The sequence below is a fragment of the Streptomyces glaucescens genome (genome assembly GCF_000761215.1).
GTDB classification, from domain to species: domain Bacteria; phylum Actinomycetota; class Actinomycetes; order Streptomycetales; family Streptomycetaceae; genus Streptomyces; species Streptomyces glaucescens_B.
Window position 1 is genome coordinate 641,053 of the sequence record NZ_CP009438.1, and the last position, 19,537, is coordinate 660,589.

General features: G+C 74.1%; 17 protein-coding genes. 8 read left to right on the forward strand and 9 right to left on the reverse strand.

Annotated features, from left to right (window positions below; translation table 11 throughout):
* Nucleotides 1–3: 3 nt before the first annotated feature.
* Both SGLAU_RS02765 and SGLAU_RS02770 read right to left on the reverse strand, forming a co-directional pair.
* Nucleotides 4–2,343, reverse strand: coding sequence for an FHA domain-containing protein (locus SGLAU_RS02765; protein ID WP_043498031.1), 2,340 nt, complete (start codon nucleotides 2,341–2,343; stop codon nucleotides 4–6).
* A gap of 61 nt (nucleotides 2,344–2,404) precedes the next feature.
* Complete coding sequence (locus SGLAU_RS02770; RefSeq protein WP_043498032.1) at nucleotides 2,405–2,815, reverse strand: hypothetical protein; 411 nt, start codon at nucleotides 2,813–2,815, stop codon at nucleotides 2,405–2,407.
* A 165-nt stretch (nucleotides 2,816–2,980) separates the two neighbouring features.
* Between SGLAU_RS02770 and SGLAU_RS02775 the strand changes: the two genes are divergently transcribed.
* Nucleotides 2,981–3,268 (forward strand): DUF1905 domain-containing protein, encoded by a 288-nt coding sequence (locus SGLAU_RS02775; RefSeq protein ID WP_043498033.1) that lies wholly within the window; start codon nucleotides 2,981–2,983, stop codon nucleotides 3,266–3,268.
* A 68-nt stretch (nucleotides 3,269–3,336) separates the two neighbouring features.
* Here SGLAU_RS02775 and mgrA read toward each other — a convergent pair whose 3' ends face one another.
* The gene (gene mgrA / locus SGLAU_RS02780) at nucleotides 3,337–4,329 is read right to left on the reverse strand and encodes an L-glyceraldehyde 3-phosphate reductase (protein WP_043498034.1); all 993 of its coding nucleotides are present in this window, start codon (nucleotides 4,327–4,329) and stop codon (nucleotides 3,337–3,339) included.
* 128 nt (nucleotides 4,330–4,457) lie between these two features.
* Here mgrA and SGLAU_RS02785 point away from each other — a divergent pair, with 128 nt between their 5' ends.
* Nucleotides 4,458–5,342 carry a LysR substrate-binding domain-containing protein gene (locus SGLAU_RS02785; protein WP_043498035.1) on the forward strand — a complete coding sequence of 295 codons (885 nt, stop codon included), beginning with the start codon at nucleotides 4,458–4,460 and terminating at the stop codon, nucleotides 5,340–5,342.
* A 25-nt stretch (nucleotides 5,343–5,367) separates the two neighbouring features.
* Nucleotides 5,368–5,883 (forward strand): mycothiol transferase, encoded by a 516-nt coding sequence (locus tag SGLAU_RS02790; RefSeq protein WP_043498037.1) that lies wholly within the window; start codon nucleotides 5,368–5,370, stop codon nucleotides 5,881–5,883.
* Here the strand turns inward: SGLAU_RS02790 and SGLAU_RS02795 are convergent.
* Together SGLAU_RS02795 and SGLAU_RS02800 are read right to left on the reverse strand one after the other, a co-directional pair.
* Nucleotides 5,865–6,935, reverse strand: coding sequence for an adenosine deaminase (locus tag SGLAU_RS02795; RefSeq protein WP_043498038.1), 1,071 nt, complete (start codon nucleotides 6,933–6,935; stop codon nucleotides 5,865–5,867). The genes SGLAU_RS02790 and SGLAU_RS02795 overlap by 19 nt on opposite strands.
* Nucleotides 6,936–6,983: 48 nt before the next feature.
* Entirely contained in the window at nucleotides 6,984–7,376 is a 393-nt protein-coding gene (locus SGLAU_RS02800; protein ID WP_043498041.1) for a VOC family protein, read from the reverse strand.
* A 231-nt stretch (nucleotides 7,377–7,607) separates the two neighbouring features.
* Here SGLAU_RS02800 and SGLAU_RS02805 point away from each other — a divergent pair, with 231 nt between their 5' ends.
* From SGLAU_RS02805 to SGLAU_RS02815, 3 genes are all read left to right on the forward strand, one after another.
* Complete coding sequence (locus SGLAU_RS02805; protein WP_043498044.1) at nucleotides 7,608–8,066, forward strand: pyridoxamine 5'-phosphate oxidase family protein; 459 nt, start codon at nucleotides 7,608–7,610, stop codon at nucleotides 8,064–8,066.
* Between the two features lie 113 nt (nucleotides 8,067–8,179).
* Nucleotides 8,180–9,163: a sphingomyelin phosphodiesterase gene (sph, locus tag SGLAU_RS02810; protein ID WP_043498046.1), complete on the forward strand. Its 984-nt coding sequence runs from the start codon at nucleotides 8,180–8,182 to the stop codon at nucleotides 9,161–9,163.
* A gap of 96 nt (nucleotides 9,164–9,259) precedes the next feature.
* Nucleotides 9,260–9,715, forward strand: coding sequence for an archease (locus SGLAU_RS02815; protein WP_043498048.1), 456 nt, complete (start codon nucleotides 9,260–9,262; stop codon nucleotides 9,713–9,715).
* Between the two features lie 105 nt (nucleotides 9,716–9,820).
* Here the strand turns inward: SGLAU_RS02815 and SGLAU_RS02820 are convergent, their stop codons facing one another.
* From SGLAU_RS02820 to SGLAU_RS02835, 4 genes are all read right to left on the reverse strand, one after another.
* On the reverse strand, nucleotides 9,821–11,230 hold the full coding sequence (locus SGLAU_RS02820) for an RtcB family protein (RefSeq protein WP_043498050.1): 1,410 nt from the start codon (nucleotides 11,228–11,230) through the stop codon (nucleotides 9,821–9,823).
* Between the two features lies 1 nt (nucleotide 11,231).
* Nucleotides 11,232–12,968, reverse strand: coding sequence for a DNA polymerase/3'-5' exonuclease PolX (gene polX, locus SGLAU_RS02825; protein ID WP_043498052.1), 1,737 nt, complete (start codon nucleotides 12,966–12,968; stop codon nucleotides 11,232–11,234).
* A 238-nt stretch (nucleotides 12,969–13,206) separates the two neighbouring features.
* Nucleotides 13,207–15,315: an MMPL family transporter gene (locus SGLAU_RS02830; RefSeq protein WP_043498054.1), complete on the reverse strand. Its 2,109-nt coding sequence runs from the start codon at nucleotides 15,313–15,315 to the stop codon at nucleotides 13,207–13,209.
* A 269-nt stretch (nucleotides 15,316–15,584) separates the two neighbouring features.
* Nucleotides 15,585–16,091 carry a MarR family winged helix-turn-helix transcriptional regulator gene (locus tag SGLAU_RS02835; RefSeq protein WP_043498055.1) on the reverse strand — a complete coding sequence of 169 codons (507 nt, stop codon included), beginning with the start codon at nucleotides 16,089–16,091 and terminating at the stop codon, nucleotides 15,585–15,587.
* Between the two features lie 467 nt (nucleotides 16,092–16,558).
* Here SGLAU_RS02835 and SGLAU_RS02840 point away from each other — a divergent pair, with 467 nt between their 5' ends.
* Together SGLAU_RS02840 and SGLAU_RS02845 are read left to right on the forward strand one after the other, a co-directional pair.
* Complete coding sequence (locus tag SGLAU_RS02840; RefSeq protein WP_043498056.1) at nucleotides 16,559–18,085, forward strand: SDR family oxidoreductase; 1,527 nt, start codon at nucleotides 16,559–16,561, stop codon at nucleotides 18,083–18,085.
* A gap of 46 nt (nucleotides 18,086–18,131) precedes the next feature.
* Nucleotides 18,132–19,502, forward strand: a complete 1,371-nt coding sequence (locus tag SGLAU_RS02845) for a cryptochrome/photolyase family protein (RefSeq protein WP_043498059.1) — start codon at nucleotides 18,132–18,134, stop codon at nucleotides 19,500–19,502.
* The last annotated feature ends 35 nt before the right edge of the window (nucleotides 19,503–19,537 follow it).

The window sequence follows — 19,537 nt, forward strand, 5'->3', positions numbered from 1 at the left end:
CACCTACTTCCGCATCACGACGGGTTCGTGGCGGCGCAGCAGCCGGAGCACCAGCCAGCAGAAGACCAGTGCCAGCGCGGCCAGCATCCCGATCCCGAGCAGCCAGGTGTCCAGCGTGTGCGCGAACAGCGGATCGCGGGTGAGGTCGCCGGGCGAGATCCGGGGCAGGGCGAGGGTGCCGGCCATCGCGCCGAACGCCCAGCGGGAGGGCACGAGCCAGGCCGCCTGTTCCAGTCCGGGCACGCCGTCCAGCGGCAGCAGGGCGCCGCAGAAGACGACCTGGACGAGCGCGAGCAGCACCAGCAGCGGCATGGTCACCTCCTCCTTGCGGACCAGGGCGGACACCAGCAGGCCGAGCGTCATCGCGGTGAACGCGAGCAGTGCGACGGCGACCGTGATCTCCGCGAGCGGCGGCATCACCACGCCCTCGCCGCCGGGCGCCTTGAGGTCCACGCCGTACAGCCCGACCAGGGTCAGCACCACGGCCTGGAGCACCGTGACCGTGCCGAGCACCACCACCTTGGACATCAGGTACGCCGATCTGGACAGGCCCACCGCCCGTTCGCGCTGGTAGATCACCCGTTCCTTGACGAGTTCGCGCACGGCGTTCGCGGCGCCGGTGAGGACGCCGCCGACGCACAGGATGAGCAGGACGTTCAGCGCGTTCTTGCGGGTCAGCTCGTCACCCGCGAGGGCGCGGGTCATGCCGCCCATCACGAACGGCAGGGCGATCATGATGGCGAGGAAGGTGCGGTCGGCGGAGAGCGCTGCGAAGTAGCGGCGGACCAGGGTGCGCAGCTGGCCGCCCCAGCTGCGGGGCCGCGGCGGCGGCCCCAGGATGACCGGGCCCCGGCGGGGCACCCTGGGCTGGCCCTCGGCCTCGGCCACGTACCGCTGGTGGAACGGTGAGGCGCGGTACTCCCCCGCCCAGTCCCGGTCGCGGTCCTGGTCGAACGCCTCGAAGGCCTCCGGCCAGTGCGCGAAGCCGAAGAAGGGGAGGGCTTCGCCGGGCGGGCCGTAGTAGGAGACCTTGCCGCCGGGGGCGAGGACGAGGAGGCGGTCGCAGACGTCCAGGCTGAGCACGCTGTGGGTGACGACGATGACGGTCCGGCCGTCGTCGGCGAGTGTGCGCAGCATGTGCATCACCGAGCGGTCCATGCCGGGGTCGAGGCCGGAGGTCGGCTCGTCGAGGAAGAGCAGCGAGGGCTTGGTCAGCAGCTCCAGCGCGACGCTGACGCGTTTGCGCTGGCCGCCGGAGAGGCTGTGCACGTGCTGCCCGGCCCGCTCCTGGAGGCCCAGTTCGCGGATCACCTCGTCCACCCGGGCGCGGCGCTCGGCCTTGGCGGTGTCCTGCGGGAAGCGCAGTTCCGCGGCGTAGGAGAGCGCGGCGTGGACGGTGAGCTGGGAGTGCAGGATGTCGTCCTGCGGGACCAGGCCGATGCGCTGGCGCAGCTCGGGATAGTCGTGGTAGAGGTCGCGGCCGTCGTAGAGCACGGTGCCGTGGTCCGCGGGGCGCAGGCCGGTGAGCGCGTTCATCAGGGTGGACTTGCCGGCGCCGCTCGGGCCGACGACGGCGAGCAGGCACTTCTCCCCCACGGGGAAGGACACCTGGTCGAGCAGGCGCTTGCGGCCGCGGTCGACGGAGACGGTGAGGTCCTGGACGTCGAGGGAGACCTCGCCGGTGTCGACGTACTGCTGGAGTTCGTCGCCGACCAGGCAGAAGTCGGAGTGGCCGATGCCCACGATGTCGCCGGGGCCGAGGTCGGCGCGTTCGACCGGCTCGCCGTTGAGGTAGGTGCCGTTGTGGCTGCCGAGGTCGGCGATCTCGTAGCTGCCGTCGGCGTGGATGCGCAGTTCGGCGTGGTGGCGGGAGACGACCAGGTCGTCGACGACCAGGTCGTTGTCGTCGGCGCGGCCGATGCGGACGGTGCGGGTGGGCAGCGGCCGTACGCTGGCCGGCTCGCGGAAGGTGCCGGTGAGGGCGGGCCGGGAGACCGCCGAGGGGCGGCGCGCGGCGGGGGCGGCCGCGCCGGTGAGGACGGCGCAGGGGCCGTCGGTGGGGCTGCCGAAGCGGATGACGGTGCCCGGTCCGACGCCCCGGTCGTGGACGCGGCGGCCGTCCGCGTAGGTGCCGTTGGTGCTGTGCTCGTCGTGGAGCGTCCAGTGGTCGGCCTCGGGGTGCAGCACCGCGTGGTGCCAGGAGACCCGGGCGTCGTCGAGGACGATGTCGCTGAGGGGGTCGCGGCCCACGTGGTAGTCCCGGGCCGGGGTCATCACGGTGACGCCCGTCTCGGTCTCCAGGACGAGTTCCGGTGCCGCGGACGCGGCCGGCCGCTCCGCCATGCCCAAATTCTACCGATCCGCTCCCGTTCGCGCTGGATCGCCCGGGGCGTCGGGTGCCCCCTCAGGCCACGGGTACGACCAGTCCGGGGATGGTCCGCTGCATCCGCAGGGCGTCGACGGACTCGGCCATCAGCTCGTACTCGGTGGTGTCGTCGCTGACGGCGATCCGCACCAGCCGGCCGGCCGCGAGTTCGTCGGCGATCCGCTCCTGGCGGTCCGCGTCCCCGCACCAGCGGCGCAGGACGGCCGGTACGTCCTGGACTCCGTCGGCGACCGGGACCAGCGCGTTCGGCGGGTACGGGGCGTCGCCGGGCCGGGGGTCGAGCCGCTCGGCGATCCAGGTGGCGCGGTCCCGCAGCCACCACAGGGCGAGGGCCAGGGTGGGTGCCCGGTAGGTGCCCAGGGGTACTCCGATGCGCTGCCCGCCGCAGGTGCCGTACGCGGTGACATGGCACAGGAATTCGTCGTGCACGTTCGCCTCCCCCGTCGGGGACTGCCCCTGCCGTCGAGTATCTTCACTGTTGAACCACTGTCACCACGCCTTTTTGGCCAGTCTTCTGGCATATTCCGCGCGAGCCTCCTGGCCGGAATACGACGGCCCGCGACGAGTTTCGCGTCGGGCCGGAGTCCGCTCCGTATGGACACGACTGGGAAAATGGACGTGGAATTCACGGCGGTGCTCACCAAAGGCCCGGAGCAGGGCGGCTGGACCTGCGTCGGCTGGCCGGAATCGGTCGCCTGTTTCGGCACCCGGGGATCGGTCAAGATCCGCGGGACGATCGACGGGCGCCCATTCCGCAGTTCTTTCATGGCCCTGGGGGACGGCACGCACAAATTGCCGGTGAAGGCGGAGAACCGCCGGGCGATCGGAAAAGGGGAGGGTGATCCGGTGACCGTACGCATCGAGGAACGCCTGGGTTCCTGACGGGACACGCGGACACCCGGAGACGGCTGCCGTCTCCGGGCGTCCAAGAGGAGCCCCCGCCGCGCGTGCTACGCCGCGACGATCTCGTCGATGCGGGCCAGCTCGTCCGCGTCGAAGTCCAGGTTGCCGATCGCGGCGACGCTGTCCTCCAGCTGCTGCGGGCTGCTCGCGCCGACCAGGGCGGAGGTGACCCGGCCGCCGCGCAGCACCCAGGCGAGGGCCAGCTGGGCCAGGGACTGGCCGCGGGACGTGGCGATCTCGTCGAGCGCGCGCAGCTTGCCGACCAGTTCCTCGGTCAGCGCGTCGGAGCTGAGGAACGGGCTGTCGCTCGCGGCCCGCGAGTCCTCCGGGATGCCGTCCAGGTAGCGGGCGGTGAGTACGCCCTGCTCCAGCGGGGAGTAGGCGATGGAGCCGACCGCCAGCTCGTCCAGCGTGTCGAGCAGGCCCTCCTCCTCGGGGCGGCGGTCGAGCATCGAGTAGCGCGGCTGGTGGATCAGCAGCGGGGTGCCCAGCTCGCCGAGGATGCGGGCGGCCTCCCTGGTCTGCTCCGGGGAGTAGTTGGAGACGCCGACGTACAGGGCCTTGCCCTGCTGCACGGCGGAGTGCAGGGCGCCCATCGTCTCCTCCAGCGGAGTCTCCGGGTCGGGGCGGTGCGAGTAGAAGATGTCCACGTACTCCAGGCCCATCCGCTTCAGGCTCTGGTCCAGCGAGGACATCAGGTACTTGCGGGAGCCCCACTCGCCGTACGGGCCGGGCCACATCAGATAGCCGGCCTTCGTGGAGATCACCAGCTCGTCGCGGTACGGCGCGAAGTCGGCCCGCAGGGCCTCGCCGAGCGCGGACTCGGCTGCGCCGGGCGGCGGACCGTAGTTGTTGGCCAGGTCGAAGTGGGTGACACCGAGGTCGAAGGCGCGGCGCAGGATGGCGCGCTGGGTCTCGACCGGCCGGTCCGGGCCGAAGTTGTGCCACAGGCCGAGCGACAGCGCGGGCAGCTTGAGCCCGCTGCGTCCGGTGCGCCGGTAGGGCATCTCGGCGTAGCGGTCGGGGTGTGCGGTGTACAACGCGACTCCAGAGGGGTTGGCACTGGGGCGGCTGCGGGGGTCCCGAAGCCTCCACCACTCTGGCGTGACCTGCGGCCAGTGGTCCAACAGAAGAATGCGATGGGATTCAGCGACTACGCTTCTCGGTCATGGAACTGCGCCAGCTCCGGCACTTCCTCGCCGTCGCCGAGGACCAGCACTTCACCCGCGCGGCCGAACGGCTCATGGTCTCCCAGTCGGGCCTGTCGGCGTCGATACGCGCGCTGGAGCGCGAGCTGCAGACCCCGCTGTTCGTCCGCACCACCCGCCGGGTCACGCTCACCGAGGCGGGCCGGGCGCTGCTGGTCGAGGCCGAGCGGGTGCTCGACCGGGTGCGGGCCGCCCACGAGGCGGTGGCCGCCGTGCAGGGCGTGCTGCGCGGCACGCTGGCGCTGGGCACCGAGCAGTGCATCGCCGGGGTGCCGGTGGCCCGGCTGCTCGCCGGGTTCCGGCGGCGCCACCCGGACGTGGAGATCCGGCTGCGGCAGGCGGGCTCCGGGGCGCTGGCCGACGAGGTCACCGCCGGGCGGCTCGACCTGGCCTTCGCGGTGCGCACCGGCACCGACCCCGAGCAGCTCCGGGCGCTCGCGCTCTCCAGCGAGCCGATGACCGTGCTGTGCCACGCGGAGCACCCGCTGGCCGCGGCCGGGGCGGCGGTCACCCCCGAGGACCTCGGTGGGGAGGTGTTCGTCGACTTCCACCCGGACTGGGGGCCGCGCCGCATCACCGACGCCGCGTTCGCCGCCGCGGGTGTGCCGCGGACGGTGGCGCTGGAGGTGAACGACGTGCACGGGCTGCTCGACCTGCTGGACGAGAACCTGGGCATCGCGGTCGTACCGCACCACTTCCGGCACAAGCGGCCCTCGCTCACCGCGCTGCCGCTGAAGGGCACGGGTGGGGCCGCGTACGAGACGGTGGCCCTGCTCCCGCCGCCGGAGGCCACCAGCCCGGCGGCCCGGGCTTTGATCACATTGCTGGAAACGGGGGGCGCCTGAGCGGCGCACGGGTCATGGTGGACCCATGCATGCAAAGGACATCCTCATCGACGGCTACGGCCGTATCCAGGAAGAAGTCCACGCCGCCGTCGACGGCCTGGGACCCGAGGAGCTGAACCACCGGCCGTCCGCCGACGCCAACTCCATCGCCTGGCTGGTGTGGCACCTCACCCGGGTCCAGGACGACCACATCGCGGACGTGGCGGGGCTCGACCAGGTGTGGCTGGCGCAGGACTGGGCGAAGCGCTTCGACCTCGGCCTGCCCCAGCGGGACTTCGGCTACGGACACGATTCCGCGCAGGTCGCCAAGGTGCGGGTGGACTCCCCCGACCTGCTGACCGGGTACTACGACGCGGTGCACGAGCAGACGCTGGAGTTCCTGCGCGGGCTGACCGCCAAGGACTTCGAGCGCATCGTGGACGAGGGCTGGGACCCGCCGGTCAGCCTCGGGGTGCGGCTGGTCAGCGTCCTGTCCGACGATCTCCAGCACGTCGGACAGGCCGCCTATGTGCGCGGGCTGCTTCAGAGCGCCGCGGCGTAACCCGGCAGGACCACGTCCTCGATGAGGGCCCTGCGCTCGTCGAACGGGATGAACGCGCTCTTGAGGGCGTTCACCGTGACCGTGCGCAGGTCCTCGGCGGTCCAGCCCGCCTGCTCCACCAGCAGGGTCATCTCCCGGGTCATGGTCGTCCCGGACACCAGGCGGTTGTCGGTGTTCAGGGTGACCCGGAAGCCGAGGTCCTTCAGCGCGGTGACGGGGTGCTCGGCGATGGAGGTCGCGGCGCCGGTCTGGAGGTTGGAGGTGGGGCACATCTCCAGCGCGATCCGGCGGTCGCGGACCCAGCTCGCCAGACGGCCGAGCTTGCCGTCGACGATGTCCTCGGTGATCCGCACGCCGTGGCCGATGCGCTGGGCGCCGCAGACCTGGAGGGCCTGGTGGATGCTGGGCAGGCCGTGCGCCTCGCCGGCGTGGATGGTGAAGGGCACGCTCTCGCGGCGCAGCAGCTCGAAGGCGGCGAGGTGGTCGGCGGGCGGGAAGCCGTCCTCGGCGCCGGCGATGTCGAAGCCGACGACACCCGCGTCCCGGTAGGCGACCGCCAGCTCGGCGGCCTCCTGGACCCGGTCGAACATCCGCATGCCGCACAGCAGGGTGCCGACCCGCACCGGGGTGCCGGCCGCGGCGGCCTTGGCCATGCCGGCGGCCAGGCCCTCCTGCACCGTCTCGACGACCTCGCGCATGGTCAGTCCGCCGTTGGTGTTCAGCTCGGGCGCGTAGCGCACCTCGCCGTAGACCACGCCGTCGGCGGCCAGGTCGAGGACGTACTCCTCGGCGGTGCGCAGCAGCCCCTCGCGGGTCTGCATCACGGCGAGGGTGTGCTCGAAGGTGGCGATGTAGCGGACCAGGTCCCCGGAGTTCGCGGCCTCGTAGTACCAGGCGGCCAGCTCGTCGGGGTCGGTGGTGGGCAGGGTGTGGCCGACCTCCCGGGCCAGCTCGACCACGGTGGCCGGGCGCAGGCCGCCGTCGAGGTGGTCGTGCAGGACGGCCTTCGGGAGGCGGCGGATGACATCGGCGTCTATGCGCGTAGCAGACATGGTGCGGTCGTTCCTCGGCAGATCGGTGAGCGAAGGGGCGGGAAGGCGTCAGGAGGCCGGCTGGAGCAGGTCCCAGCGGTTGCCGTAGAGGTCCCGGAAGACGGCGACCGTGCCGTACGGCTCGTGCCGGGGCTCCTCCAGGAAGGTCACGCCCGCGGCACGCATGCGGGTGTGGTCCCGGGCGAAGTCGTCGGTGTGCAGGAAGAAGCCGACCCGGCCGCCGGTCTGGTCGCCCACCCGGCCGCGCTCGTCGTCGTTCTTGGCGCGGGCCAGCAGCAGGGCCGTACCGGGTGCGCCGGCGGAGGGTTCGACGACCACCCAGCGGGAGCCGTCCGGGCGCGGCGCGTCCTCGGTCAGCCGGAACCCCAGGGCCTCGGTGTAGAAGCGGATCGCCTCGTCGTAGTCGTCGACGACGAGGGTGACCAGGGCGATGCGTCTCATCGGGACCTTTCGGCGCGGGGAACCGGGTGGGTTGACGGGAGAGGTTATACGTAAAACGTAGCGGATGCCAGTCATGGTGCCCGGTGCACGGGACGGGCGCGCGACCGTACGGCGCGCAGGCGTGCCCGGTCCCGCGCCCCGCCGGTGCCGTCGCGGCCTGGTCCGAAAGGCCGGGGGCCCGTCCGTCCCGGGACCGAGGCGGCGCGCGGCCCCGCCCGCTACCGTCCCCCCATGGAGATCACCGAGGCTCCCCGCGGCCCCGCGCGGCGCAAGCAGGACGTTCTGGCCCGGCTCGAACGGGAGGAGGACGTCTGGGTCGCGTCGGCGGGGGCCGACGGGACGCCCTGGCTGGTCGCGCTCTGGTTCCTGTGGGACGGGGAGGCGGTGTGGCTGGCGACGCGGACGGCCAATCCGACCGGCCGCAACCTGCGCGAGCGCCGGCGCGTCCGGCTGGCGCTCGGGGACACCCGGGACGTGGTGCTGATCGACGGCGAGGCGGAGCTCGTCGGGCGCGGGGAGGTGCCGGCGGCGACCTTGCGGGCGTACACCGCCAAGTTCGGCTGGGACCCGGGCGCGGACGGCCCCTCCTACGCCTTCTTCCGGGTGCGCCCGCGGGCCGTGCAGGCCATGCGCGGGGAGCACGAGATGACGGGACGGCACCTGATGCGGGACGGGGTGTGGGCGGTCTGAGACAGCTCGACCCCGGGCGGACATCCTTTTCCCGCACGGTGGTTACCTGGGAGTAATCCCCGGTGGTTTGATGTGCGGCGCCACTCAACCCCCTTCACCCACAGGGAGCTCCAGTGCCGCCTCGCACCCCGCGCCGTACCCCCGGCGCCGCCGTGCTCGCCCTCGCCCTCGCCACCGCGGGGCTCGCGGGCACGGCGCCCACCGCCACGGCCGCCGAACAGCCGCCGCTACGGGTCCTGTCGTACAACGTGTTCCTGTTCAGCAAGAGCCTGTACCCGAACTGGGGGCAGGACCACCGCGCGGCGCAGATCCCGAAGGCGCCCTTCTTCCGGGGCAACGACGTGGTGGTGCTCCAGGAGGCCTTCGACAACTCCTCCGCGGACGCCCTCAAGCGCGCCGCCGCGGCCGCATACCCGTACCAGACGCCGGTCGTGGGCCGGAGCAAGGACGGCTGGGACGCGACGGGCGGCGCGTACTCGGCGACGACGCCGGAGGACGGCGGGGTCACGGTGCTCAGCAAGTGGCCGATCCTGCGCAAGGAGCAGTACGTCTACCAGGACGCCTGCGGGGCGGACTGGTGGTCCAACAAGGGCTTCGCGTACGTGGTGCTCGACGTGAACGGCGCCCGGGTGCACGTCGTGGGCACCCACGCCCAGTCGACGGACCCGGGCTGCGACCCGGGCGAGGCCGCCGCCGTGCGCAGCCGCCAGTTCAAGGCCGTCGACGCCTTCCTCGACGCGAAGCGCATCCCCGCGGGCGAGCAGGTGCTGGTGGCCGGCGACCTCAACGTCGACTCGCACAGCGCCGAGTACGCCTCGATGCTCGCCGACGGGGGCCTGGTGGGCCCCGAGACGCGCACCGGGCACCCGTACTCCTTCGACACGGCGGAGAACTCGATCGCCCGCGAGCGCTACCCGGACGATCCGCGGGAGGACCTCGACCACGTGCTGCACCGGGCCGGTCACGCCCGTCCGGCGGGATGGAGGAACGACGTGGTCAAGGAGACGTCGGCGCCCTGGACGGTGTCGAGCTGGGGCACCTCCTCCACGTACACCAACCTGTCGGACCACTATCCGGTGACCGGGTACGCGGACTGACCGCGTCGCGCGGCGGGCGTCGCCTCCGCCTCGGTGCGCCGCATCCCCGGGCCGGGGACCGTGTGCGGACGGGGCGGGCGGGGAACTCGGCGGAGCATGGTCGGTGACACTGACGACGACATCGCGGTGCGGCGACGGGGAACCAGCGGGCACCGGGCGTGCGGGCACACGGCCGACGTACGGATCGAGGCGTGGGGCGCCGACCGGGAGAGCTGCCTGCTGGAGGCCGTACGGGGCCTGGTGGAGTGCTTCGCCGACGTGAGCGGGGCGCGGTCCGCCGGCGTGACCCGGGTGAGGCTGCCCGACGAGGGCGACGAGGAGCTGCTGGCGGCCCTGCTGGACGAGGTCGTCTACCGCCTCGAGGTGCGCGGCGAGGTTCCGCTGGACGTGGCGGCCCGGGCCGTCGACGGCGAGCTGGAGGTCCGCTTCACCATGGCCGCCCTGGACGGCGTGGAGATCACCGGTGCCGCGCCGAAGGCGGTCGCCTGGCACGAGCTGCGCATCCGGCCGGACGCGTACGGCTGGTCGTGCGCGGTGACGGTCGACGTGTGACGGCCGTCGCGGCCGGTGCCCGAGGGCGGGCACCGGCCGATCTCCGCATCACCTACGGCTTCAGCCCCGCACCACGCCCGGCCTCAGCCCCCCACCGCGCCCGGCTCAGCCCTTCACCACGCCCAGCGGCACCAGCCGGGCCACGGTCCGGCACAGCCCCGCGCCCTCGCTCGCGGCGACCACCGCGCCGACGTCCTTGTACGCCTCCGGCGTCTCCTCGGACAGGCCGCGCCAGGAGCGGGGGCGCACGGCGATGCCCGCGCGTTCCAGGCGGGCCCGCAGCTCCCGGCCGGTGACCGTGCGGGCGGCCTGGTGACGGCTCATCCTGCGGCCTGCGCCGTGGCAGGTCGAGGCGAAGGCGTCGCCGCCGGTCACCCCGGCCAGCACGTAGGAGGCGGTGCCCATGGTGCCGGGGATCAGCACCGGCTGCCCGGTGTCGCGCAGGTCGGCGGGCAGGTCGGGGTGGCCGGGCGGGAAGGCGCGGGTGGCGCCCTTGCGGTGCACGCACAGCCGGCGGGGCCGCCCGTCGACCTGGTGGGTCTCCAGCTTGGCCAGGTTGTGGGAGACGTCGTACACCAGGGAGAGGTGGACGCCGGCGGCGCGGCGGAACACCTGGCGGGCCGCGTGGGCCAGCAACTGGCGGTTGGCGCGGCCGTAGTTGGCCGCCGCGGCCATCGCGCCGAGGTAGGCCCGGCCCTCCGGGGAGTCCACCGGGGTGCAGGCGAGCTGCCGGTCCGGCACCGAGATGCGGTAGCGGGCCATGGCCCGGTCCATCGCCCGGACGTGGTCGGTGCAGATCTGGTGCCCGAGCCCCCGCGAACCGCAGTGGATCATGACGCAGACCTGTCCGGCGGCGATGCCGAAGGCCTCGGCGGCCCGCTCGTCGTAGACGTCGCAGACCTGCTGGACCTCCAGGAAGTGGTTGGCGGAGCCCAGGCTGCCGACCTGGCCGAGGCCGCGTTCGCGGGCCCGCTCGCCGACCTCGCGCAGCACGGCGTCGCCGACCGCGCCGCCGTCCTCGCAGCGGACCAGGTCGCGCTCCTCGCCGTACCCCCGCGCGACGGCGTAGCGGGCGCCGCCTTCGAGGATGCGGTCCAGTTCGCCGGGGCCGGGCCGCCACACCCCGCCGGGTCCGGCGCCGCGCGGGATCGCCCGGTCCAGGCCGGCCATCACGGCGTCGAACGCGGGGGCCAGCCGGGCTCGGTCGCAGTCGGCGGCCAGCAGCCGCACCCCGCAGGAGATGTCGAAGCCGACCCCGCCCGGGGAGATCACCCCGCCCTGGTCGACGGTGGTCGCGGCGACCCCGCCGATGGGGAAGCCGTACCCCCAGTGGATGTCGGGCATGGCGTACGAGGCGCCGACGATGCCGGGCAGGGTGGCGACGTTGGCGACCTGCCCGAGGGACTGCTCGGCGTCGGCGAGCAGGTCGCGGGAGGCGAAGACCACGCCGGGCACCCGCATGGCGCCGTGCGGGTCGAGGCGGAAGCGGTACGGGGTCTCCTCGACGAGTGGCATGTCATCTCCCGGGGCGCTTGCGCAGGAAGCGGCGCAGCCGGGTGAGCGGCCAGGTGTTGATCACGTCGTCCGCGGTGAGCCAGCCGCGCTGGGCCGTGCCGATGCCGTAGCGGAGGTTGGCCAGGTGGGGGACGGCGTGGGCGTCGCTGTCGACGGCGAACTTCACCCCGTGCCGCCTGGCGCGCAGGATGTCCTCGTCGCGCAGGTCGAGGCGGTCCGGGTGGGCGTTGATCTCCAGGGCGGTCCCGGTGCGGGCGCAGGCGGCGAAGACCGCGTCGAGGTCGGCGTCGACGGCGGGGCGCCGGCCGATGACGCGGGTCGTGGGGTGGCCGATGACGTGGACGTACGGGTTCTCGCAGGCCCGTACGATCCGGCGGGTCAGTGCCTCGCGGTCCTGCTCGAAGTGGGAGTGCACGGAGGCCACGCACAGGTCGAACCCGGCCAGGAAGGCGGCGGGCCAGTCGACCTCGCCGTCGGGGGCGATGTTCAGCTCGGCGCCGTGCAGCAGCCGCATCCCGCGCCCCCTGCCGTACCGGCCGTCGAGTGCGCGCACCCGTTCGCGCTGGGCCAGCATCCGTTCGTCGGTCATGCGCTGCATGGCCATGTCCGGCCCGTGGTCGGTGACGGCGTAGTAGGCGTAGCCGCGCTCGGCGGCGGCCGCGACCATCTCCTCCAGTGGGGCGAGGCCGTCGGTGAGGTCCGTGTGGGTGTGCAGGTCGCCGCGGATGTCGTCCTCGGTGACCAGGACGGGCAGGTCGCCGCGGAGTCCGGCCTCGATCTCGCCGCGGTCCTCGCGCAGCGTCGGCGGGATCCACGGCAGGCCGAGCCGGGCGTAGACGTCCTCCTCGGTCCGGGAGACGACCAGCTCGCCGCTCTCGGCGTCGAACAGGCCGTACTCGGAGAGCTTCAGGCCCTGCCGCACGGCCAGTTCCCGCGTGCGGATGTTGTGCGCCTTCGACCCCGTGAAGTACTGGAGGGCCGCGCCCCAGGACTCCGGGCGGACCACGCGCAGGTCGACGGCCAGGCCCTCGCCGGTGCGCACGGACGTCTTGGTCGGCCCGTGGGCGATCACCTCGGTGACGTACGGCAGCTCGGTGAACGCCCGCATGACCGGGGCCGAGTCCTCGGCGGCGACGAGCACGTCGAGGTCGCCGATGGTCTCGCGGACCCGGCGCAGCGAGCCGGCGTAGGCACAGCGCCGGCAGCCGGTGACGCCGGAGAGCGCACCGACGATCGTCTCGGCGGTGTCCATGGCGACGTCGATCAGCACGCGGTCGCCGGCCGACCGGAGGAGATCGATGCCGTGGAGGATCCTCTCCTCGGTCCGCGGCCCGAAGCCCTTCAGGTCGCGCAGGCGTTCGGCGTGGATGGCGTCGGCCAGTTCGTCGACGGAGGCGATGCCCAGCTCCTCGTAGAGGGCGTGGGCCTTCTTCGGGCCGAGGCCGGGGACGGCCGTGAGCCGGCGGACCCCGGCGGGGATCCGGGCGCGCAGTTCCTCGACGGCGGACACACTGCCGTCGCGGAAGTACTCGACCACTTTTTCGGCGACCGACCGGCCGACCCCGGGGATCTCCTGAAGTCCCTTCGCGTCGAGACCGGAGACCTCGGCGTGGTGGCCGCCGATCGCCCGGGCGGCCTTCTCGTAGGCGCGGGCCTTGAAGGCGTCCCCTCCGGTGATCGAGATCAGATCCGCGTACTCGGCGAACAGCGCGGCGACCTCGTCGTTGGAACGAGCCACGGTTCCAGGGTAGGCACGCCCCGGCGCGCACGCCGTCGTGACGGGCACCGGGACGCACCGGCGGCTTCCGCGGCGGTCCGCGCCCTGCGGTCGCGGCGCGGTCCGCTCGTCCGGTGAGTCCTGCGAACCCCGCCGCACGGCCCGCTCGTCCGGTGGGCCCTGCGAACACCCCGCCGGCCCGGTGAGTCCTGCGAACCCCGCCGCGCGGCCCGCGCCGCGCGGCCCGCCGGAGGCGTGCCTACGTCCGCGGCCCGGCCGGGTCGCCGTCCCGGCTCCGGGCGAGCCGTCCCGGCCACCAGGCGCGCGGCCCCAGGTCCCGCACCAGCGCCGGGACCAGCAGGGAGCGGACCACGAGCGTGTCGAGCAGCACTCCGAAGGCGACGATGAACGCGATCTGCACCAGGAAGGCCAGCGGGATGACCCCGAGGGCGGCGAAGGTCGCGGCGAGCACCACGCCGGCGGAGGTGATCACCCCGCCCGTGCTCACCAGGCCCCGCAGCACCCCCTGGCGGACGCCGTGCCGCAGGGACTCCTCGCGGACCCGGTCCATCAGGAAGATGTTGTAGTCGACGCCGAGGGCGACCAGGAACACGAACCCGTACAGCGGCACGGACGGGTCGGTGCCGGTGAAGCCGAACACGTGCGGGAAGACGAGCGCCGAGACGCCCAGCGTGGCCAGGAAGTTGAGCGCCACCGTCGCCACCAGGAGCGCGGGCATCAGCAGGGAGCGCAGCAGCAGCGCCAGGATCACGAAGATGATCGCGAGCACCACCGGCACGATGAGGCCGCGGTCCCGCTCCGCGGTCCGCAGGGTGTCGTACCGCTGCGCGGTGTAGCCGCCGACCTCGGCGTCGGCGCCGGGCACCGCGTGCAGCGCCGTGCGCAGACGGGCCACGGTGTCCTTCGCCGCGTCGCTGTCCGCGGCGTCGCGCAGGATGACGTCGACGCGGACACGTCCGTCGACCACGAGCGGTGCGCCGCCGGGGCGGCCGCTCGCGCCGACGGCGGCCGCGGCGGCGACGCCTTCGGTGGCCCGGGCGGTGGCCACCACCCGCGGCAGCCGGCCGGCGTCGGCGATCACCACGGCCGGATTGCCGGAGCCGCCGGGGAAGTGCCGGCCGAGGGTGGCCTGCGCGGCGACCGACGGGGCGTCGTTCACGAAGATCTCGTCGAGCGGTACGCCCCGGGAGGTGAGACCGGGCGCGAACGCGGCGCAGGCCAGCAGACCGGCGAGCGACACCGCCCAGACCCGGCGGGGCGCCCGGTCGACCAGGGCGGCGATCCGCTGCCAGACGCCGGTGCCGTTCCTCGGGTCCACGGCGGCCGGGCGCGGCTTGGCCGGCCAGTAGGCGGCACGTCCCAGCAGCACCAGGACCGCGGGCAGGAAGGTGAGGGAGCTGAGCACGGCGCAGCCGATGCCGATGGCGCCGACCGGGCCGAGCGCCCGGTTGTTCGTCAGATCGCTGAGCAGCAGGGCCAGCAGCCCGAGGGCGACGGTGGCGGCACTGGCCACGACGGCGCCCCAGGACCGTCGCAGGGCGGCGGTGACGGCCGCGAACCGGTCGGTGCGGGCGGCCAGTTCCTCGCGGTAGCGGGCGGTGACCAGGAGGGCGTAGTCGGTGGCCGCGCCGATGACGAGGATGGAGAGGATGCCCTGGACCTGCCCGTCGACGCGGACCACGTCGCGGGCGGCGAGCGCGTAGACGATCGCGCAGGCCAGACCGAGTGCGAACACCGATCCCAGGATGATCAGCAGCGGGAGCAGCACGCTGCGGTAGACCAGCAGCAGGATCACCAGGACGGTCACCAGGGCGACGCCCAGCAGCAGGCCGTCGATGCCGGCGAAGGCGTCGGAGAGGTCGGCCTGGCTCGCGGCGGGTCCGGCGAGCTGGACGGTGGTGCCGGGGACGCGTTCGGCCGCCGCGCGGATGCCGTCGAGGGCGTCGGGCAGTTCGTCGCCGAGGCCGGGCCGCAGCGGGACGACGCCCTGGAGGGCCCGGCCGTCCTCGGAGAGCACCGCCGGGGAGATCCGGCCGGCCACCCCGGGCGCGTCCGCGAGTGCGGCGAGGGCTCGGCCGGCCGCGGCGCGCCGGTCGGCCAGCGGGGCGTCGTCCGCGTCGTCGGTCCAGACCACGACGGCGGGCAGGGTCTCCTCCTGCCGGAACGCCCGCTGCTCGGCGATGACCTCGGTGGACTCGGCGCTGCGCGGCAGGAAGGCCGCCTGGTCGTTGGTGGCGACCTCGCCGAGCCGGCCGGCGTAGGGGCCCAGTCCGCCGCCGATGCCCAGCCAGACGGCGAGCAGCAGCAGGGGGACGAGCAGTCGGGCACGTCGGGGGCTGGGGGGCATGTCTCAGGACTCCGCGTCGGGGTGGGCGGTCGGAAACGCAACTCGGTAACTCAACAGAAAAGAATCTCAATGAGTGAACTATTGAGGAGGCGAGGTGATCTTAGACGACGCTTGCTCTTCCCGAGCCGGGCGGCCCCCGGATGCGGGAACGCCTCGGCGGCTCGGGGCGGGCGGCGGGGCCGGCGGTCAGGCAGTCGGACGGACAGACGGCCGAACGGCCGTGCGCATGCGTCACGCGTTGATGCGTCACGCGGTATGCGATACGCGGGTCAGCGGCCGCCGTGCGGCTTCAGCGCGCCGAGTTCCTCGTTCATCGCCGCGAGGAAGCTCAGCACCACCGCCAGTTCCTCCTCGCTGAAACGGTCGGCGGCGGCCTGGGTCGCCTCCGCGAGCGGGCGGAAGTACGTGCGCGCGGCCGGCCTGGCATCGGCCGCGTAGTGCAGGTGGACCACCCGGCGGTCGGCGCTCTCCCGCACCCGGCGGACGTGTCCGGCGCGCTCCAGGCGGTCCACGCACGCCGTGACCGCCCCCGAAGTGAGCCCGAGCCGCTCCCGCAGGCGCCCCGGGGTCATCGGCTCCTCCGCGTCCAGGATCGCCGCCAGCGCCTGCACGTCCGTCGCGTGCAGACCGTGGTCACCGGCGAAGCCCTGCATCAGACGGTTGATCTCCCCGTGCAGCCTGCGCAGGTGGACGGCGAAGGACTGCAGGTCGGGTCCGGCGCCCGCGGCGGGCTCCGGCCGCCCCGCCGACTGCTCCCGGTCTTCTGCTGTGGCCACGTGATCAGCCTATAGAACCGCCATCCGACGGAGGAAAGCGCGGGACCGGCCCGGGGCGGGCCGAGCGGCTTCGGGCGGGCCCCGGCCGGGGATCCGCGGTCCGTGGCCCGGCCAGGAGAACCCGGCTGGGGGCAGCCCGCAGGGTCCGGCCGACCCCCAGGGCCCGGCCCGCAGAGTCCGGCCCGCAGAGTCCGCCCGACGCCCGGCGTCCCCGGGACCGGCCCGGCCGATGCCCGGAGGGCAGCGGCCCCGCGGTCGGCTCTCCGGGGGCCGGGTGGGCGGGCGCGCATCCGGAGGCGGCCCGTCCGGGGAAGTCGTAGGGAGCGCCCCGGCGCGTGGGCGGCCCGGTCACGGACCGTGCGGCGCGCACGGCGACCGAGCGGTGGCGAGCGGCGCGCACGGCGACGAAGGTGAAGGTGACGGTGAAGGTGAACGAGCGACCGGGGCGGTGAACGGTGACCACGGCGATGAACGGTGACGACACCACGCGGGAGGGTCCGCGGTGTCTGGTGACCGGTGCCACCGGCTACATCGGCGGCCGGCTGGTCCCGGAGCTGCTGGCGGCCGGGTACCGGGTGCGCTGTCTCGCCCGCTCCCCCGGCAAGCTGCGCGACCACTCCTGGGCGGGCGACGCGGAGATCGTCCGCGGGGACGTCACGGACGACGTCTCGACCGGCGCGGCACTGCGCGACGTGGACGTGGCGTACTACCTGGTGCACGCCCTGGGCACCGGCAAGGACTTCGAGGAGACGGACCGGCGGGCCGCGACGGTGTTCGCCCGGCAGGCCCGCGCCGCGGGGGTGCGGCGGATCGTCTACCTCGGCGGCCTCACTCCCGCGGGCGTCCCCGAGCGTGACCTCTCGCCGCATCTGCGCTCGCGGGCCGAGGTGGGCCGGGTGCTGCTGGCGTCCGGCGTCCCCACGACGGTGCTGCGCGCGGCGGTGATCCTCGGCTCCGGCTCGGCCTCCTTCGAGATGCTGCGGTACCTGACCGAGCGGCTGCCGGTCATGGTCACCCCGAGTTGGGTGCACACCCGGATCCAGCCCGTCGCCGTACGGGACGTGCTGCGCGCCCTGGTCGGCAGCGCGGGGATGCCGTCGGAGGTGAGCCGCGCCTTCGACATCGGCGGCCCCGAAGTGCTGACGTACCGCGACATGATGCTGCGCTACGCGCGGATCGCCGGACTGCCGCGCCGCCTCGTCCTGCCCGTGCCGGTGCTGACGCCGGGCCTGTCGAGCCACTGGGTCGGTCTGGTGACCCCGGTGCCCGCCTCCATCGCCCGGCCGCTCGCCGAGTCGCTGCGCCACGAGGTGGTCTGCCACGAGCACGACATCGCGCGGTACGTCCCGGATCCGCCCGGGCATCCGCTCGGATTCGACGAGGCGGTACGGCTGGCACTGCAGCGGGTGCGCGAGGCCCGGGTCGACACCCGCTGGTCCAGCGCCTCGGTGCCCGGCGCCCCGAGCGATCCCCTGCCCACCGATCCGGACTGGGCGGGCGGCAGCCTCTACACGGACGAGCGGGAGATCACCGTGGCCGCCTCACCGGAGGCGCTGTGGCGGGTCATCGAGGGGATCGGCGGGAAGAACGGCTGGTACTCCTTCCCGCTCGCCTGGTCGGTGCGCGGCCTGCTGGACCGGCTGGTGGGCGGGGTGGGTCTGCGCCGCGGACGCCGGGACGCGCAGCGGCTGCGGGCCGGGGACTCCCTGGACTTCTGGCGGGTCGAGGAGATCGACCGGGGGCGGCTGCTGCGGCTGCGGGCCGAGATGCGGCTGCCGGGGCTGGCCTGGCTGGAGATGTACGCCGGGACGGACCAGGCCGGGCGCACCCGGTACCGCCAGCGCGCCCTGTTCCATCCGCACGGCCTGCTCGGCCAGGCCTACTGGTGGGGCGTCTCCCCCTTCCACGCCCTGGTCTTCGGCGGCATGGCCCGCAACATCGCCCGCGCCGCGGCGCGGACACCGTCCGCGCCCGAGCCGGCTCCGGCCCGCTGACCCGTCCTGCCCGCCCGTCCCGTCCCGCCTCATCCGGAGCCAGGCCATGAACGTCTCGGTCGTCCTGTTCACCTGCGACCTGCGGCTGCACGACCATCCGCCGCTGCGGGCCGCGCTCGACGGCGCCCGGCAGGTGGTGCCGCTGTTCGTGCGTGACCGGGCGGTGACCGCCGCCGGGTTCGACGCGCCGAACCGCCGGGCGTTCCTCGCCGACTGCCTGCGCGACCTGGACGCGGGGCTGCGCGAGCGCGGGGGCCGGCTCGTGGTGCGCTCGGGCGACGTCGTGGCGGAGGTGTGCCGGGTGGCCGCGGAGACGGACGCCGACGAGGTGCACCTCGCGGCGGACGTGAGCGCCTTCGCGCACCGCCGCGAACGGCGGCTGCGCCGGGCGCTGGAGGCCGAGGGGCGACGGCTGCACGTCCACGACACGGTGACGTGGGCGGTCACCCCGGGGACGGTCACCCCGTCCTCCTCCGACCACTTCGCGGTGTTCACGCCGTACTTCCGGCACTGGTCCCGGCAACGGCTGCGCGATCCGCTCGCCCCGCCCCGCGCCGTCCGGGTGCCGGACGCGGTCGGTTCCGGGCGGCTGCCCACGCGCGAGGAGGTGCCGGAACGGTCGCCGGGGCTGGCCGCGGGCGGCGAGCGGGAGGGCAGGCGGCGGCTCGCGGCCTGGCTGCGGTCCGGTCTCGCCGGCTACGCCGACGGCCAGGACGACCTGGCCGGCGACGCCACCTCACGGCTCTCCCCGCACCTCCACTTCGGCACCCTCTCCCCCGTCGAGCTGGTGCACCGGGCGCGCCGGGCGGGCGGTCCCGGTGCCGAGGCGTTCGTACGGCAGCTGGCCTGGCGCGACTTCCACCGCCAGGTGCTGGCGGCCCGGCCGGAGGCGGCGTCCGCCGACTACCGCACGAAGCACGACCGCTGGCGCTCCGAGGACACCGCGCACGCGGACGTCGAGGCCTGGCGGGCGGGCCGCACCGGCTACCCGGTGATCGACGCGGCCATGCGCCAGCTGCGCCACGAGGGCTGGATGCACAACCGGGCCCGCCTGCTGACGGCGAGTTTCCTGGCCAAGACCCTGTACGTCGACTGGCGGGTGGGTGCCCGCCACTTCCTGGACCTGCTGGTGGACGGCGACCTGGCGAACAATCAGATGAACTGGCAGTGGGTGGCCGGGACCGGCACCGACAGCCGGCCGAACCGGGTGCTGAACCCCGTCGTCCAGGGCCGGCGATACGATCCCGACGGCACGTACGTCCGGCGCTGGGTGCCGGAGCTGCGGGGGGTGCCGGGCCCCGCGGTGCACGAGCCGTGGAAGCTGGGCCGCGAGCGCGCGGTGCTCGACTACCCGGAGCCCGTCGTCGGCCTCGCGGACGGCCTGGCCCGCTTCCGGGAGGCCCGGGCGCGCGCGTGACGGGACGCCGCTCGGCCCGGCTGAGTGGGGGGACG